The 16,556-nt window shown below is 45.9% G+C and carries 17 protein-coding genes; 7 read left to right on the forward strand and 10 right to left on the reverse strand.

Annotated features, from left to right (window positions below):
* Nucleotides 1-606: 606 nt before the first annotated feature.
* Nucleotides 607-1,404 (forward strand): sporulation protein YunB, encoded by a 798-nt coding sequence (gene yunB / locus NYR53_RS07425; RefSeq protein ID WP_261304586.1) that lies wholly within the window; start codon nucleotides 607-609, stop codon nucleotides 1,402-1,404.
* A gap of 10 nt (nucleotides 1,405-1,414) precedes the next feature.
* On the opposite strand, the gene NYR53_RS07430 is transcribed toward yunB, so the two are convergent.
* Entirely contained in the window at nucleotides 1,415-2,464 is a 1,050-nt protein-coding gene (locus NYR53_RS07430; RefSeq protein WP_437180135.1) for a M23 family metallopeptidase, read from the reverse strand.
* A 115-nt stretch (nucleotides 2,465-2,579) separates the two neighbouring features.
* Here NYR53_RS07430 and larC2 point away from each other — a divergent pair, with 115 nt between their 5' ends.
* On the forward strand, nucleotides 2,580-3,068 hold the full coding sequence (larC2, locus tag NYR53_RS07435) for a nickel pincer cofactor biosynthesis protein LarC2 (protein ID WP_261304588.1): 489 nt from the start codon (nucleotides 2,580-2,582) through the stop codon (nucleotides 3,066-3,068).
* Nucleotides 3,069-3,119: 51 nt separating this feature from the next.
* Here the strand turns inward: larC2 and larC are convergent, their stop codons facing one another.
* The 3 genes from larC to larE are packed head-to-tail and all read right to left on the reverse strand — an operon-like array spanning nucleotide 3,120 to nucleotide 5,611.
* Nucleotides 3,120-3,980 carry a nickel pincer cofactor biosynthesis protein LarC gene (gene larC, locus NYR53_RS07440; RefSeq protein WP_261304589.1) on the reverse strand — a complete coding sequence of 287 codons (861 nt, stop codon included), beginning with the start codon at nucleotides 3,978-3,980 and terminating at the stop codon, nucleotides 3,120-3,122.
* A gap of 9 nt (nucleotides 3,981-3,989) precedes the next feature.
* A complete protein-coding gene (gene larB, locus NYR53_RS07445) occupies nucleotides 3,990-4,766 on the reverse strand; it encodes a nickel pincer cofactor biosynthesis protein LarB (RefSeq protein WP_057307614.1) in 777 nt (258 codons plus the stop codon).
* Nucleotides 4,763-5,611 (reverse strand): ATP-dependent sacrificial sulfur transferase LarE, encoded by an 849-nt coding sequence (gene larE, locus NYR53_RS07450; protein WP_261304590.1) that lies wholly within the window; start codon nucleotides 5,609-5,611, stop codon nucleotides 4,763-4,765. Before larE ends, larB begins: the two co-directional genes overlap by 4 nt.
* Nucleotides 5,612-5,727: 116 nt before the next feature.
* Here larE and lipA point away from each other — a divergent pair, with 116 nt between their 5' ends.
* Nucleotides 5,728-6,642, forward strand: coding sequence for a lipoyl synthase (lipA, locus tag NYR53_RS07455; RefSeq protein WP_261306298.1), 915 nt, complete (start codon nucleotides 5,728-5,730; stop codon nucleotides 6,640-6,642).
* Between the two features lie 40 nt (nucleotides 6,643-6,682).
* Nucleotides 6,683-7,000, forward strand: coding sequence for a YutD family protein (locus NYR53_RS07460; protein ID WP_261304591.1), 318 nt, complete (start codon nucleotides 6,683-6,685; stop codon nucleotides 6,998-7,000).
* Nucleotides 7,001-7,062: 62 nt separating this feature from the next.
* Here NYR53_RS07460 and NYR53_RS07465 read toward each other — a convergent pair whose 3' ends face one another.
* The 4 genes from NYR53_RS07465 to ylbJ all read right to left on the reverse strand — a co-directional run bounded on the left by NYR53_RS07465 (nucleotide 7,063) and on the right by ylbJ (nucleotide 12,605).
* Nucleotides 7,063-7,875, reverse strand: coding sequence for an NAD kinase (locus NYR53_RS07465; protein WP_261304592.1), 813 nt, complete (start codon nucleotides 7,873-7,875; stop codon nucleotides 7,063-7,065).
* An 87-nt stretch (nucleotides 7,876-7,962) separates the two neighbouring features.
* Nucleotides 7,963-8,637: a flagellar brake protein gene (locus tag NYR53_RS07470; protein ID WP_261304593.1), complete on the reverse strand. Its 675-nt coding sequence runs from the start codon at nucleotides 8,635-8,637 to the stop codon at nucleotides 7,963-7,965.
* Between the two features lie 127 nt (nucleotides 8,638-8,764).
* The gene (glgP, locus tag NYR53_RS07475; protein WP_437180167.1) at nucleotides 8,765-11,320 is read right to left on the reverse strand and encodes an alpha-glucan family phosphorylase; all 2,556 of its coding nucleotides are present in this window, start codon (nucleotides 11,318-11,320) and stop codon (nucleotides 8,765-8,767) included.
* A gap of 46 nt (nucleotides 11,321-11,366) precedes the next feature.
* Nucleotides 11,367-12,605 carry a sporulation integral membrane protein YlbJ gene (gene ylbJ / locus NYR53_RS07480; RefSeq protein ID WP_261304595.1) on the reverse strand — a complete coding sequence of 413 codons (1,239 nt, stop codon included), beginning with the start codon at nucleotides 12,603-12,605 and terminating at the stop codon, nucleotides 11,367-11,369.
* Nucleotides 12,606-12,885: 280 nt separating this feature from the next.
* Here ylbJ and NYR53_RS07485 point away from each other — a divergent pair, with 280 nt between their 5' ends.
* Both NYR53_RS07485 and NYR53_RS07490 read left to right on the forward strand, forming a co-directional pair.
* Nucleotides 12,886-13,278, forward strand: a complete 393-nt coding sequence (locus NYR53_RS07485; RefSeq protein ID WP_261304596.1) for a globin domain-containing protein — start codon at nucleotides 12,886-12,888, stop codon at nucleotides 13,276-13,278.
* A gap of 45 nt (nucleotides 13,279-13,323) precedes the next feature.
* On the forward strand, nucleotides 13,324-14,025 hold the full coding sequence (locus tag NYR53_RS07490) for a DUF2225 domain-containing protein (RefSeq protein WP_261304597.1): 702 nt from the start codon (nucleotides 13,324-13,326) through the stop codon (nucleotides 14,023-14,025).
* Nucleotides 14,026-14,138: 113 nt separating this feature from the next.
* Here NYR53_RS07490 and NYR53_RS07495 read toward each other — a convergent pair whose 3' ends face one another.
* Both NYR53_RS07495 and NYR53_RS07500 read right to left on the reverse strand, forming a co-directional pair.
* Entirely contained in the window at nucleotides 14,139-14,372 is a 234-nt protein-coding gene (locus tag NYR53_RS07495) for a hypothetical protein (protein WP_261304598.1), read from the reverse strand.
* A gap of 3 nt (nucleotides 14,373-14,375) precedes the next feature.
* Nucleotides 14,376-14,540, reverse strand: coding sequence for a YycC family protein (locus NYR53_RS07500; RefSeq protein ID WP_082562639.1), 165 nt, complete (start codon nucleotides 14,538-14,540; stop codon nucleotides 14,376-14,378).
* Between the two features lie 154 nt (nucleotides 14,541-14,694).
* Here NYR53_RS07500 and NYR53_RS07505 point away from each other — a divergent pair, with 154 nt between their 5' ends.
* Complete coding sequence (locus NYR53_RS07505; protein ID WP_261304599.1) at nucleotides 14,695-16,497, forward strand: M3 family oligoendopeptidase; 1,803 nt, start codon at nucleotides 14,695-14,697, stop codon at nucleotides 16,495-16,497.
* Nucleotides 16,498-16,556: the final 59 nt, after the last annotated feature.

A 16,556-nucleotide genomic window follows, 5' to 3' on the forward strand; every position in this document is an offset into this window, starting at 1 on the left:
AGACACTTTTTGTCGACGGAAGGATGAGTGAGAAAACTTGGGTGTTGCGGAGACGATGGGGGCAGACGTGAGAAGATACGGAAAGTATGCGATGCAAGTGGGAAGATGCTATTATGATGTTTTGCATTGTTAGAAGATACGAAATGGATGAGACGCATGTGAAAAGATGCTTAGATGATGGGTAGCAGCAAGAATAAGAAGATAAGAGGGTTGAGACACAAATGAGAGGAAGTTGAGACCGATGTGACGCTGGAGTGAGATGATACGAATAAGACGTACATGAGAAGCAGCTGAGATTATGGGTCGCAGAAGAGAAGACGCGGAGACGATATGATCCAGATTTGAGAGGATACTAAATGATGGGGATAACTTAAAAGGAGGGAAGCGGGTTAGGTGGATGGGGTTTCAGATAAAATAATGTGTAGACGATACGGGATACGCATGGACGAGGCACAAATGGAATGGGGACGGAGAATAGATAGGTTAACAAAGGAACTGAACGTATGAGTGTTGATAGGACTTGCTGTAGGGAACGCGCCTTCTTTTTCACTCCATGTCCGCATAAGGTAGTACTAATTGATTTAAGTGGCTGGGGGAGGGAATGGGATGCTGCTAAGGAGACGCTGGAGAAGCAGACCTACAGGGAAAACAAACCGCAAAAAGGTGCTGTTGATCGGTCTTCTCATCTTTGTCTTATTTACCGTGCAGTTTTTTATTTTCGTAGAACGCAATCTTAGACCTCCGCTGATGAATTTGGCAAAGGTACGTATCAAGCAGATAGCGACACAAGCGATTAATAGTGCTATAGCGGATCATGTGGCTGGAAGTACGAGTGCGGAGCAATTAATTGATTGGAAAATGGATAAAAATGGTAAAATAACAGGCTTCATGCTTAATTATAATGAACATATGCGTATAACTGCGGATACGATTAAAACTGTGCAAGGTGAACTGAAAGATTTGCAAAGTATTTCTGAGCATATTCCGGTTGGGCAAGCGATGAATAGTGCGATTCTTTCTTCATTTGGCCCTGATATTCCAATTCGGCTGCTACCAGTTGGGACTGTAAAGGTTGATTTGAATACACGTTCTCAAAATGCGGGAATCAATATGGTTATGTTTGAAGTATATGTTCGTATTATTGCTGAAGTATCGGTGATTATTCCCTTTGATTCTGATACTGAAATTGTGGAAACAGAAATTCCTATTTCATATTCTCTCGTGGTTGGGGATGTCCCTACCTATTATTATGATAATAAAGGAAAGCCTGTGGGGAGTAATAAGGATGCGAGTCCACCAAGTTTATCGCTGCCTAGCATACCGAATGGCGGAACTACAATAACACCAAAGACAGAAGGAGTTTCAACGCAAGAAAGCAAGACAAAAAAAGAACCGCCCCAATAATGGAGCGGTTTTATTTTTTCTTTTTCATCCGGTCTTCTCGTTCCCATTTGCGAAGGGAGGGGTAAGGATCAAAGCTCCATTCGGTAAGCCCGTTATCACGATAAAGTCCAAAATGAAGATGAGGCGGAAATTTACCTGATGTTCCTTGCTTACCATAACCGGAACTACCCACCCAGCCGATGGTTTGTCCAGGCCTTACAATATCGTTTTCTTTGATTCCTTTTTGATAACCAGAGAGATGGGCGTAGTAGTGGTAAATATTGTTCACATCTCGAATACCAATCCGCCAGCCTCCGTAGGGATTCCAGCCTTTAATCTCCACAATGCCATAGCAAGTGCTTCGTACAGGAACACCATAACCCGCAAATAAATCTGTTCCTTCATGGGAACGATGCCCGCCCCATCCGCGACTGTCTCCCCATGTGCTGCGGTAGGAGTAGTCTGCGTTCACCGGCAATGGAAAAGCATGCTCAGAAACATCGAGGGTACCTAGTGTGGCATAGATTGTAGCGAATTGTTTGATACGTTCAACACTGCGCGAGTTTTGATAATAATTCCATAAGTTAATTTGTAAATTTTCTTCTTGGTTGCCATTATTGCTCATGAGTGTGGCCATAGCTGCCAATACGTCTAAATCGTTGTTTCGATCTGCGATGCCGTCACCTGAACCATCTCGTCCGTAACCATGAAAGAAGGAGATGCTTTTTGGATTCGTATCTTGCTGGTCTGGATTTAATGAGCCCACCCAATCTGCTTCAGGGAAGTAGATGCTGGTAATTCCTTGATGCACGGGTCTTTTTTTCGCGATATTCATCGTTCTTTCGTACTGATCAACTGCGGCAAGGTAAGCCCATGGAATGCCCGACAAGATGCTTGTTTTTTCAAATAGCTCTTTCCTCTCAGCATTCAAGTTCGGGTTAACCTTAGACGGAGCTGTGGTAAAAATTTGGTCAGATACAGCGGCATGGGATTCAGCATTGCCTGAGAGAGTCCCGAATTCGGTTGCTGATAGGAGGAGGCTAAGAACAAGAACCCGCGACCAATACGGTCTGCTTTTCATCTCTATCATCCTTCCTTAAATGTTAGTTCTTAGGATGTACTCTTCTGCGAATGTTTATCCCTGCATCTTTCGTTGTTATCCGATTTTTGCTATGATGCTGTAAGAGGTGAGGATCGTGAGTTTTAATCATAGGGATGAGCATGTAGACGATAGTATGCTGTTAATTCAGGCTAACTTGGATGATATGAACCCGGAGTGGGTTTCTTATATAATGGATAAGCTTTTTGAAGTAGGTGCGAACGATGTATTTGTAGTTCCGATTATTATGAAGAAAGGCAGACCAGGGATTATGCTGAACGTGCTGGTTGAAGGTGGGCGGCTCCCTGTTGTAGAGGAAGTTATTTTTAGCGAGACAACGACACTTGGCATCCGCTATATGCATGCTTCCTGTCATAGATTGGCTAGAGAATTCGAGCAAGTGCTAACAAGATGGGGACTTTTAACGGTAAAAGTCGGCTATCACCAAGGGAAATTGGTACAATATGCACCAGAGTTTAAAGAATGCGAACAAATTGCTAAGGAGCATCAAGTACCTTTGAAGCAGGTATACGAGGAAGTTAGGATGCAGTTTATACAACAAAAACAAAAAAACGTCTCTTCCTGATTTGAAGGAAGAGGCGTTTTTGGCAATTTTATTATCGGCCTCTTTGGAGGCTCATGTATGGTGAGGGTGTGTATGTGAATGTTCATGTTGGTGATGATGGTGATCATCGTGTGTATGTCCATGACCATGACCGTGCTCGTGTGCAAGGTGTTCGTGGCTTACTTGCCATTTTCCAATATAAGGATCAACTTTACCGACTACAACGCGAAGCACATTAGGTTGATTAGGTAAATCTCTTGTACCTGCCCCGTAACCGATAGTGTCAACGATCATAGGAGGAAAGCTTTTGGAGAACTCGTCCACGATTCCGGAAATAATACCGGCACCAGTTGGCGTAGTCATCTCTAGGTTATAGCTGGTTGAAGCAATGGGTAACCCTCGCATCATTTCCAGTGTTGCCGGAGCCGGTACGGGATATATACCATGATCGATATGTATCGTTCCTGAACCTAGTGGTACTGGAGAGGCAAAGATGCGCTCAATTTGCAGAGAGTCAATAGCTAAGGCCACACCAACGATATCGACAATGGAGTCTATGGCTCCGACTTCGTGGAAGTGTACTTTTTCAACGGGAATGCCGTGGATTTTGGCTTCAGCAATACCGATCTTTTCGAAGATAGCTAAGCTGAGAGCTGTTACACGCTCATTGAATCCTGCTTGTTGAATGACTTGTACGATTTCTGAATAATGACGATGGTGCTTTGGTGGATGCTGTGGATCTAGAATGACATCTAGCTTCATGGCGGAAATACCGCGCTTAACGACACGCTTCCATTCCAACATGTACGGCTCTAGCTTGATTTTGGTAAGCTCATCTTCTATGTAAGCTCGATCTGCTCCCGCATCTACTAAAGCTCCAAGGGTCATATCGCCACTGATTCCGGAGAAGCAGTCTAAATATAAAATGCGCATTGTAGGATCTCACGCTCGTTTCGACATATTTTTGTTTATGAGTCCTGCATAGTAGCCAGCTCCGAAGCCGTTGTCGATGTTCACTACGGAGATTCCTGGTGAGCAGCTATTTAGCATCGACAACAGGGGGGCGATACCTGCAAGGTTCGCGCCATAACCGATGCTTGTAGGCACAGCCACGATCGGTTTGGCTACTAGTCCGCCGACGACGCTGGCGAGCGCGCCTTCCATGCCGGCAACGACTACAATCGCGTTTGCACCGCGAATGAGCTCCAGCCGACGGAAGAGCCGGTGAATGCCAGCGACACCCACGTCGAATATACGTTCAACGTGGCTGCCCAGGCATTCTGCCGTAAGGGCCGCCTCCTCCGCCACGGGGAGGTCGGAGGTGCCTGCGCACACGACGGCGATATAGCCGTCGTGGACTTTAAGCATGGGCCGCTTGAACCAGGTCAGCGACCTCGCTGTTTCGTGGTAGGTGACACCTTCCACGGCAGCGGTAACATGGGCGGCTTTGGCCGCGTCTACGCGCGTAGCGAGCACGCGGTCGGTGTGCTCCATCAGCCGCCGGAAAATCGCCTCGATCTGCTCGGCGGTTTTGCCTTCCCCGAAAATGACCTCGGGGAAGCCCGTACGCTTCTCGCGATCGATGTCGAGCTGAGCAAATCCAAGATCAAGGTTAGCCGGGCCTGCGGCGCTGCCTTCCTTGATGATTTGCTTTTTGGCTTCTTCTACGTCCAGATCGCCCGCCTGGACGAGCTTTAAGATTTTCTCTAGGTCCATCATAAGGATGCTTCTTTCACCTTGTCTTTCGTCTCTTTGGACAGGACTTCGTTCATGCTGCCTGTGCGGTAACCTTGTAAATCGAGCGTCACGTAGGTGAAGCCGAGCTTGCTGAACTTTTCATAAATCGCATCACGGTGTTCAACGACTTTATGAATCTCATCCGGCATAACTTCGATCCGGGCAATTTTTTCATGGTGACGTACGCGCACCTGATACAATCCAAGCTGGGACAAGAAGTATTCGCCTTCGTCCAGTTGGTCGATTTTCCACTTCTCAATTTGTGTCCCGTAAGGGATGCGAGAGGACAAGCAAGCAAAAGACGGTTTATTCCAAGTACGTAGTCCGAGCTCTTTGGAAAGCTGTCTGATCTCGTCTTTGGTCATGCCGGACTCCTGCAAAGTACTACGGACGCCTTGCTCGTTCTTGGCTTGTAGACCCGGTCTATAATCACCGAGATCGTCCATGTTCGAACCATCCAGAATATAGGGGTAACCTAAGTCTTTGGCTAGTTGCTGCAAATGTGAATAAAGTCCCGTTTTGCAATGGTAACAGCGATCTGGATTGTTCGCGACGAAATTCGCGTTCTCCAGTTCCTTGACCTCTGTTTTGTACAGGGGGACACCGATTTGTTCTGCTAGTTCAACAGCGGCATCGAATTCCCTAGAAGGGAACGTTTCAGATGCTGCAGTGACGGCTAAAACTTGATCTCCGAGCTCCTGCTGCGCGCGTTTGAGGACGAATGTACTGTCAACCCCTCCGGAGAAGGCGATTAATACTCGGCCCATACCTCTTAAAATTTCTCCGAGCTTGCGGTCTTTCTCTCGTGTTACTTCTTGTATGCTCATGTTTCTTCCCTCCCATACAGCCTTTACGTGATAAGGTTAAGCTGTTTTGGCCATCTTGATAAGTGTATCACAACTGACTGGCAAAGTGGATTGTTTTGTCAGTCATTCATGTTATAATAACAAGAACGAGAAACCAATTAAAGGCGGGAAATATAATGCCTACAAAGCCATTAGAGAGAAAACCAGACTGGTTAAAAATCAATCTCAAGACAGATGAGAATTTCAAAGAAATAAAGTCAATGATGCGTTCCAAGACGCTGCATACGGTTTGTGAAGAAGCTAAATGTCCGAACATTCATGAATGTTGGGCCAATCGTACAGCCACTTTTATGATTTTGGGCGATATTTGTACCCGAGCCTGCCGTTTCTGTGCGGTCAAAACTGGGCTGCCTACCGAGCTGGATCTTGAAGAGCCAGAACGTGTAGCGGATGCCGCTTTACAAATGGGACTGCGTCACTGTGTCGTCACTTCCGTAGCGCGCGATGATTTAGCAGATGGCGGCGCGATGATATTCGCTGAAACGATCAAAGCGATTCGCCGCAAATTGCCAATGTGCACAGTCGAAGTGCTGATCCCCGATTTCTTGGGGCGGGAAGAGTCACTGGCCACGGTTCTTGAGGCTAAGCCTGATATCTTGAACCATAATATGGAGACTGTTGAACGCATGTCAGACCGCGTCCGCTCGAAGGCGAAATATCGCCGTTCTCTTGAACTTCTGGAGCGTTCGAAGCGCATTGCTCCGAACATCCCAACCAAATCCAGCGTCATGATTGGCGTGGGCGAGGAGTGGGACGAGCTGCTGCAAACGATGGAGGATTTACGCGCAGTTGGTTGCGACATTATGACGATTGGGCAGTACCTGCAGCCGTCTACAACGCATTTGGCTGTAGCCAAGTATTATACGCCTGAGCAGTTTGCCATGCTCAAAGAAGAGGGCATGAAACGTGGCTTTAAGCACGTAGAGTCGGGGCCATTGGTACGCAGCTCGTACCATGCCCATGAACAAGTTCAAGCCGCATCGAACGTTTAAATGAACGAACGGATCATAGAAAGGAGAGCTTCCTACCATCATGATTCATATTGCAAATAAAACATATGAGCTCGTTACAGACCATAAGAATGGCTGGAATTTTGAAGTTTTTAAGGAACGCTTTAGCGAAGTGTTGGAGCGATACGATTATATTGTCGGTGATTGGGGTTACAGCCAGCTAAGGCTGAGAGGTTTTTTTAAAGAAATCCATCCTAAAGCGACCAAGGAAACATCAATCGCTGCTCTTCAAGATTACTTGAATGAGTACTGCAACTTCGGCTGCGCGTATTTCATTATCGAAAAAGTGAATGGCGCCAAGCAGCAAGTGCCTTCTGAAGTGATTACAACCACTCTTTAATGCAGTTAAACCAAAAGACGCCTCTCATTCTTAAGCGGAGTGAGGGGCGTCTTTTTATTTGTTTATTTTACTTCTAACCCAACAAATGCTTCCCGAACTCTATTCCAGAAAGGAAAAGGACGGAACCTGGCAAACTTAACCTTCACGTTGGCTGCTACGCGGCAGCGGATAGAAACAACGTCGTTTCGCTGCAAGTACAAGTGATCAAGTGATAAAAGCATATTCTGCTGCGCCTTGGGATATATGTCACAGTGATGATGCTTCGGTAAAATCATGGAAGAGCCGAGTGTGCGGTAGACCCTATTGTTAATCGAAGCAATCTCTGCAATTTGAATGGCTTCGAGCGAAGGGTGAACCATTGCCCCGCCTAAGCTTTTGTTGTAAGCTGTGCTGCCGGCAGGCGAGGAGATGCAAATCCCGTCACCGCGGAACATTTCAAACATTTCGTCGTTAACGTGAAGTCGCGCGACTAGCGATACTTCGATTCCTCGTATTGTAAATTCGTTGAGCGCCAGATGCGTCTCGGAGCCCTTTTCTGTCGTAATTTCAATCTCAACGACGGGGTACTGTACAACGCGCAGCTCCTCGGGGGTAGTGACGCTGAACATCAATGAAGCTAGATGATCCAGCTCATCTGGTTTCCAATCTGCGAAGAAACCTAAGTGTCCTGTATGGATACCAACGAAAGCGATTGTGTCAAGCTGCTGCACATATTTATGAAAAGCCTGCAGCATCGTGCCATCTCCGCCAATAGAAAGGACAATGTCGGGATTTTCTTCATCCCTCGGCATGCCTTGCTCTGCGGCGAGTTTATGGAACCGCTCTGTCAGCCCCTTGGAGATGTCATCGCCTCGTTCAATGACGTTGTATTTCAATTGATTTCCTCCTAAGAGTTTTCGTAAGAAAACTTGCATCGTAAGCATAAACTGAGTTTTGCTTTAGCAAAACTTTCTTCGTAAGCATTAGCTTGTTATCGAACAATATTTATCAATGTCCTGAAGCATCGATTCAGGTGTATGTCGGAATTCGGCGGCGACCCGGTAAGAATCATTACTGAAATTCGTCACCCTTATAATTTCACCATAGGCTGTAATAGGGTGGGGATATCCGGGGAGAATGAAGCTGAATTCCAGAAATAAGGGAAAGAAAAGCCGATTCGTCGTAACAAAAGAAAGCCCGCTGGCACTAATATCAAGCAGTTGTCCGGAAAAGGCGACTCCCTTGCTTGCAGATATGCCGCGGATGCCAACAATACGCAGTGTGATCGGTGTTCGAAGGGAGAGCTTAGCTCGGCTGTACCTTCTGTTCTGATGATGATGAATTTCTTCGGGAATGGATAGCGAAAGGTAACATATGGTCTTCTTTAATTCAAGTTGAATTAAATCGACATAGGCGTAATATAAAATTCCACGGTTTTTAAAAGAAAACTCAATGAAAGAAATATGCTCTAATTTGTCGAATGGAAAAGTTCCGGACAGCTCTAAACAAACGGTGAATGAAGTTTCACCTATTTTATCAATGGAGAAATTTTCTTCATAGCAAAAAGGCTGCCCATCTTTACATTCTCCGACAATGATCAAATGACAATCCGCATTCGGTGCGATATATGCCAATTCCAGTGCCTTATTCCAATCCATAGCATCACCAAGTGGTTAGATTTGCATTCACAAACGCATGCACATACCGTATGTTCTCTATTCATAATAATTTATAAAAGAAAATAAGAAAAGCCCCAAACGGGGCTTTATCTAGGAATTCACGTATTTACTGCCACGATAATGTGCTGGTGACTAAGGAAAGTTCAAAGGAATGTGCGAAGTTAGATGAGATGGGGCGAACGCGAATAGAGAAGTGAGGTCCATGAATGAGATGTGATGGAATGGTCGCTTTATAGCTCTGCATCTGTTCAATCAGTTCGCCTATAGGTTCCATTGGAATGATTATTTGCTCCCATTTTTCGCCATTTTCCTCGTAATAAATGACTTCTACTGCCGTATCTTGCGGCCAAATGGGGCCGAAGTTAACTTGCGTCGTAATTTCTTTCGTAGAAGGTTTTATCTCGTTTAACGGGACTTCCGATGATAATTTGGCAGAGCGGTCATCTATGCCAATGATTTTCACGTGATACCAGTTCGTACGGATGAATTGTTTGTAATCGGCAACTTTAGTTGCAACATCATAGTGATTAGAAACAAAGAGTCGGGCTCGCTGAGCTGTCGGCAGATAGGTGAGCTCTGTGTAGTCTTGCACCATGCGATGCGTGTTATAGACCGGGCTAAGCGATTGGATAGAACGCTTCATGCGGCTGATCCATTGGTGTGGGAGTGCTCCTTGATTGTAGTACAGTGGAATGATTTCTTTCTCTAAAATGTGATAGATGGCTTGTGTATTTTCTTTCTCTTGCGCAGCCCAGTCCGCTGCTCCTGTGGAACCGATAGCCCAGCCGTTCGTGCCGTTGTAGCCTTCTTCCCACCAGCCATCGAGTACGCTGAAATTAAGTACCCCGTTCATGGCGGCCTTTTGTCCGCTAGTTCCACTAGCCTCAAGAGGTCTGCGAGGATTATTTAACCAGACGTCTACGCCTTGAACGAGATAACGAGCCATATTCATGTCATAGTTTTCGAGAATAACAATTTTACCGACGAATTCTTTCATTTGCGAAACGCGATAAATTTCACGGATAAGCTCTTGACCTGGGTAATCGGCAGGGTGAGCCTTGCCAGCAAAAATAAATTGTACGGGTCTCTCGGGATCATTGATGATCTTCTTAAGCCGGTACAAATCATTAAAAATGAGATTAGCTCGCTTATAGGTCGCAAACCTTCTGGCAAATCCAATGGTTAATGCCTTGGGATTCAAATACTGTCTGACTTCCTCGATCCGCTCTTCTGATTCTCCGTTGCGCTTTCGCTGCTCGACTAAATTTCGCCTGGCGTAGCGAACTAAATCTTCTTTCAGCTGCCCATGCACTTTCCAGATGGATTCATCTGGAATGACCTCGATTTGCGCCCACTGATGCTTATTGGCTTGTTCTTCCCGCCATGAACCAGGCAGGAAACGATCAAGCAGTTCCTTCCATTGCGGCGCTGTCCATGTATCCAGGTGTACACCATTCGTAATGGAGCTGATGGGAACTTCGCTCGCATCGATGTGACCGTGAAATTCTTTGAACATTTCTCGGGATACTTGACCGTGCAGCTTACTGACCCCATTGCGCAGTCCGGCTGTATTCATGGCCAAATGGGTCATATTGAATTGACCCGTATGGTGATCGAGCCCTAGTGCTACAATGTCCTGCTTGTGCCGCGACAGCTCACTCAGGAGAGGCCCGAGATAGTGTTCCACCATCTCGATGGAGAATGTATCATGCCCCGCAGGCACAGGCGTATGGGTCGTAAATACAGTGGCTGAGCGAACGGTTTCAACCGCCACATGAAAGGGAAGACCTAGATGCAGAAGCTCCTTCAGTCGCTCCAGCGTGAGAAAAGCCGCATGCCCTTCGTTAATATGGTACACGTTCGGGTAGATGTTAAGCAGCCGAAGCGCCTTAACGCCTCCAATGCCAAGAACCATTTCCTGTGCAATCCGGGTATCTTGATTGCCCCCATACAGCTGAGCGGTCAGCTCTTTGTCCGCTGGATTGTTGGCTTCATGATCGGCATCCAGCAAATAGATCGCATTACGGCCAACACGCACACGCCAAACCTGTAAGGTGATGGTGCGACCAGGCATATCAATGGAAACGGCGATCTGCTGGCCATTTTGCCGCACAGGTTCGATCGGAAGCTTGGTGAAGTCATAAGGGTATAATTCACTTTGCTGACCACCGGAAGCATCGATTTTCTGCGTGAAATAACCTTTTTTATAAAGAAGTCCAACACCAATCAAAGGGATACCCAAATCACTGGCAGATTTCGTATGGTCACCGGCTAAGATTCCCAGTCCTCCTGAATAAATCGGCAAAGATTCATGAAAGCCGAACTCTGCGGAGAAGTATGCAATTTTGACATAACCTTGATCCGGATGCTTTTCTTGAAACCAAGTGGTGCCATTCATATAAGCATCGAACTTAGCAATGACTTGTTGATAATTGGCTACAAAATCTTGGTTTCCGCTGACGGTTTCAATCTGTGAATGGTCCAAAAGGTGAAGTAATAGAACAGGATTATGGCCGCATTGATCCCATTTGACAGGATCCATTTGTGCAAAAAGCTGCAGGGCGTCATGGTTCCAACTGAACCATAAGTTGAATGACAGCTCATTCAAACGCTCAATTGCAGGAGGCAGAAGTTTCGCTACTTGGGGGAAGGCTGCTTGCATATCTGGATGTTCTCTCCCTTTATGATCATGATCGTGATTACCCATATTATCTTGTTCCACCAACCTTTTCATACACGAGTTTAAGTAAGGAATATGCAGCAAAGAGGCCGGCAATGACAGAAAAAGCACCAAGGAAGACCGTTCCGCTAATTGGCAGCATAAGCCTTAGATAGCTGAGAACAGGAGAAGCCGAATCATATTGAGGTAAGAAAACAGCTTTGGATTCTCGAAAAATTTGCATAGGCTCCCAAAAAACGAGAACAATAGCAGCGGAGAGCAAGGCATGGATGAAGCGCGCAGTGACAAATGGCAAGTAACGCAGATTCGTATGACTTAATAAGCTAACAATTTGAGCATGAACGGACATGCCTCCCCATGACAAAATAAAAGCGCCGATAGCCACTTTGCTGGAGAGAGCTAGCGACGCGGGAGCATTCCCGGCAGCCTTCGCCCCTAGTGTTACTTCAAACAAACCATTCATTACTGCTTGTGATAACTCATGGGGGAGTCCTGTGATTTGCAGGATGGAAGCGATGAGCAGGTAGATCGTATTCATGACCTTCGCTGCGGTTAAGACTTCTAAAACAACTGAGAAGAAAACGACTAATCCACCTACTACGAAAATCAAGCTGACCGACTGTAGGATGGATTGACTCAGTAATGTGCCTATAGATCTGCCATCGTTAGTTCGAGCGTAGTGCATCGCTTCAAAAGCACGCTTCCAGACCCAGCCCTTGCCCTTGGTCTCCTGCCAAGTAGGCAGGCTCTTCCTGCCGTGAAATCGCATCATTAAACCTATAAGCACGGAGCCTCCATAATGAGCAATAGCCAAGATCATAGCCAAAGAAGCATCGTGGAAGAAGCCTATCGAAACGGCTCCGATTAAGAAAATCGGATCGGAGCTTGTTGTGAATGCAACGAGTCGTTCACCTTCCTCCCGGTTGACAAGCTTCTGCTCCCACAGCTGGGAGGTTAACTTCGCTCCTACCGGATAACCGGCTGCGAAGCCCATCGCCATAACGAAGCCGCCGATGCCAGGGATACGGAAGACGGGACGCATCATCGGATCGAGCAGCGTACCGAAGAAATGAACGATACCGAAGCCAAGCATAATTTCGGATAGGACAAAGAAAGGGAAAAGTGCGGGAAAGAGCACATCCCACCAAATGGAAACGCCGCGCAAGGCTGCTTGAAGGCCGTCATGAGGGAACGCAAATAAGCATAGAATAATAGCAACAACAACAAAAGCCATGAGTAGCGCAGCAGTGAAATTTCGTTTCTGCATGAGATTGGATACCTCCTCCTACTCAACTATATGAGCAGCATGGGACATACATGCCGTCCCAAAATACTTAGACTTTGGTACTGTTCACAGCTTGGTTTTATGGTAAAATAGAACTAGTAAAGTCTTATATCCTAGGCAGCGGGAGTGATTCAAATGACAGGTGTCATTGCTGGTTTGTTTGTATGTATGTTCGTATTTGTCATTCGAGAAACGCTCATGCATGCAGGGGATGAGGATTTAGAAAACTATTAAAGTAAGACGAATAGCGAGGTTTGCCCTAATGTCAGAAAGTGATCGCAGCACGTTGTACGAATTGATGGGGGGAGCGGAGACGATACGCCGACTCGTGGAAGCCTTTTATCCAAAAGTTCAGCAAAATCCACTACTATCGCCTCTGTTCCCTTCTGATATTGGACCTGTTATAGATAAACAGTTCATGTTTTTAAGTCAGTTTTTCGGTGGTCCAACCTTGTATTCAGATACACACGGACATCCGATGATGAGAGCAAGACATATGGCATTTCCTATTACGGTAGAACGTGCAGATGCATGGTTAAGCTGTATGTCGGAAGCCATGGTGGAAGTAGGACTACCGCCCGATTTACGAGATTTTTTACTTGAACGGCTGAAAGGTTCTGCCTATCATTTTATAAACACATCCAAAGAAGAGTAGTTCTTCTTCCCTACATACATCATTAGTGAAGGCGGGGTTTCAATAATGGTCGAACCTTTATATGAAATTTCAGTGAAGTGCACATATTGCGAGAATTCCTACAAAACGATGAAGGTTCGCCCAAGCTTCAAGAAGGCTAGCAAAACGGATACTGATTTCTGTGTTCATTATAAAGAGATTAACCCCGACTTCTATGTTGTAAGGGTCTGTCCGTTTTGCGGATATGCGCATACAGAGAACTATTCGGATAAATGGAAACCGGCGCAGCGGGAAGTCTTCTACGAGAGAGTGGCTCAAAACTGGTCCATGCGCAACTATTGCGGAGAAAGAACCTGGGAAGATACGCTTCTCAGTTACAAGTTGGCCCTTCTCAGTGCGCAGATTAAAGAGGAGAAGTCCCGCGTTGTAGCAGGTCTTCTACATCATTTGGCGTGGCTGTATCGTTCCAAAGGAGACTGGGAGCAGGAGGAGCGTTTCCTAACGTTTGCCTTGGACGCATATGTCAGTGTGTATGAAACAGAAGGAATGGACCTCAATAATGCAAGACTCATGTACTTAATTGGAGAACTGAATCGCAGATTAAGCCGCTTCAATGAGGCGGTCAAATGGTTTTCACGCATTATTAATGACCGTAAGATTATGGATGCTGGCATGATTAGAGCAAGTCGTGAACAATGGATAGCAACCCGTGAAGATATGCTTGCCATTCGTATGGAACTTCCAGACGAAATGAAACAAGCTACCTAATGAATTATTGTCGTATGAATCAAATGAACGCTTATCCATTCTGGGAGTTGACTTCAATCCCTTGAATGGTTAAGCGTTCATTTTTTGATTATCTGATTTCGTGAAACTACGATTCATTTGCGTATTGCGGTGTCCGCCAATAAATAATCGCGATCTGTGTCGACGAGCGTCAGCTTATTATGGCAGCAAGGAAACACAAGCAGCTTTTTTTTACCTTCGTGAATGGACGTCAGTTCGTTGATTTTGAGTGGCAGCAGCACATTGGGGCTATGGCAAAAGGGACACTCAGCCACATAAATGTCCTTCATAATAATGTCATAAGGCCAAGTGTTAGCGAAAGGGATCAAAGCTTACTTCGATTCTGGGTCGCTATTTTCCGTCGAGGAAGCTTTAGCGAGCTCCGCTAATTTTTGTAGTAAAATATGTTGTGGCATATGCATGAGATGTTCTAAAGGCACCTTAAGCTGTTCAGCCAGCTTAACGGCCGTTTCTGGAGAAATTTGTAACGGTTTCATAATTGAAATCACCCATCCTGTTCCGAATATATGGTGTGGAACTACCTATAATTGAATCATACTTTTTGCCTATAAGCAATGAGCAAGATGAGTATTATTGGCGATCAGGTGGCGTTTATGATTTAATAAAAGATGGAAAGGAAAGGTGATAGCTTTGCTTAATTTACCTCTTAATCAAACATGGAATTTAGAAACCTTTTTTCCTGGGGGAAGCGAGTCTTCTGCATTCGCAGCTCATCTAAAGGAGCTTCAAGCATCGATTGCTGCTTTTCAAGAACAAGTACGAAATACCCCTTCACCTGGGCAGGCAGAAGATACAGATTCGCTAGTGAGACTGATTGAATTGTTCCAGCATAATTTGAAGCATATCCATGAGGCGGATTCTTTCGTAGGCTGCTTGTTAGCGGATAATCAGAAGGATAAGAAAGCGCCTGTACTTAGCGGACAAGTCAAAAGCTTGTTTGCAGAGCATTTGTCTTCGCTTACCCATTTTGATCAAATTCTGACGGGGATCCCAGATGATGTATGGTCAGATCTGCTGCAGAAAGAGCCGTTCAAAGCCATAGCTTTTCCACTCCATGAGCGGCGTGCCTTGGCCCAAGAGAAGCTGCCGCCAGAGCAGGAAGCTTTAATTAATGATTTGGCCGTTGATGGCTATCATGGGTGGGGAGATCTGTATAATACGACCGTTGGTCAATTCCGTATGCCTGTGGAGATTGACGGTGTACAAGTGGAGCTTTCCGCCGGTCAAGCGTTTAATAAACTGCATACTGAGAATCGTGAAGAACGACTGGATCTGTTTGAAAAATGGGAACAAGCATGGACGGATAAAGAGGAATATTGCGCCGAAGCATTAAACCATCTGGCAGGTTTCCGTCTTCAGGTTTATAAATATAGAGGTTGGAAAAGCATACATAAAGAACCGCTTGCAATCAATCGCATGGAAGAGAAAACGCTGAATGTCATGTGGGAAGTGATCGACCGCAACAAAGATATTTTCGTTGACTATTTGAACCGTAAAGCGAAGCTGCTAGGTGTTGATAAGTTGGCTTGGGTTGATGTGGATGCGCCGCTTGGAGATTCCTCAAAGAAAATTTCTTATGACGAAGGCGCTACGCTGATTGTCGATCAATTCAAACGGTTCAGTCCCAAGCTGGCAGCCTTTTCGGAAGAAGCCTTTGAGAAACGCTGGATCGAAGCCGAGGATCGAGCAGGGAAGCGACCTGGGGGCTTCTGCACATCTTTCCCGATAGCGGGTGAGACGCGTATCTTTATGACTTACGGCGGAACGCTAAACAATGTTTCTACATTAGCGCATGAGCTAGGTCACGGCTATCATCAGCATGTCATGACGGATATGCCTGCATTAGCGCAGGAGTACGCGATGAATGTCGCTGAGACAGCGTCTACTTTCGCTGAAATGATTGTAGCTGACGCAGTTGTGAAAAGTGCTTCTACAGATGAAGAACGCATCATTTTACTCGAAGATAAGATCCAGCGCGCGATCGCTTTCTTCATGAATATCCATGCGAGATTCATCTTCGAGACGAACTTTTACGAAGCGCGAAGTCAAGGTTTAGTAAGTGTGGAACGTTTGAACGAGCTCATGGTGGATGCACAGAAGCTTGCTTACAAAGATGCGTTAAGCAGCTATCACCCGCATTTCTGGGCGGCTAAGCTGCATTTCTATGCGACGGATGTCCCTTTTTATAATTTCCCTTACACGTTCGGTTACCTGTTTAGTGCAGGTATTTACGCGAGAGCGGTGCAGGAAGGCGCAGCCTTTGAAGACAAGTACATCTCTTTGCTTAGAGACACGGGCAGCATGAACGTGGAGGAGCTTGCTCAGAAGCATCTCGGCGTTGATCTGACTGAGCCGGATTTCTGGCAAAGCGCTGTCGATATGGCAGCTCAAGATGTGAAGCAGTTCATGAAACTGACAGAAGCTAAAGTTTAAGCATGAGAAAAAAGGCTTTCCCTTGAAAATGGGAGAGCCTTTTTTTGCATGAATAAAGC

Source organism: Paenibacillus andongensis, assembly GCF_025369935.1.
GTDB classification, from domain to species: Bacteria; Bacillota; Bacilli; order Paenibacillales; family NBRC-103111; genus Paenibacillus_E; species Paenibacillus_E andongensis.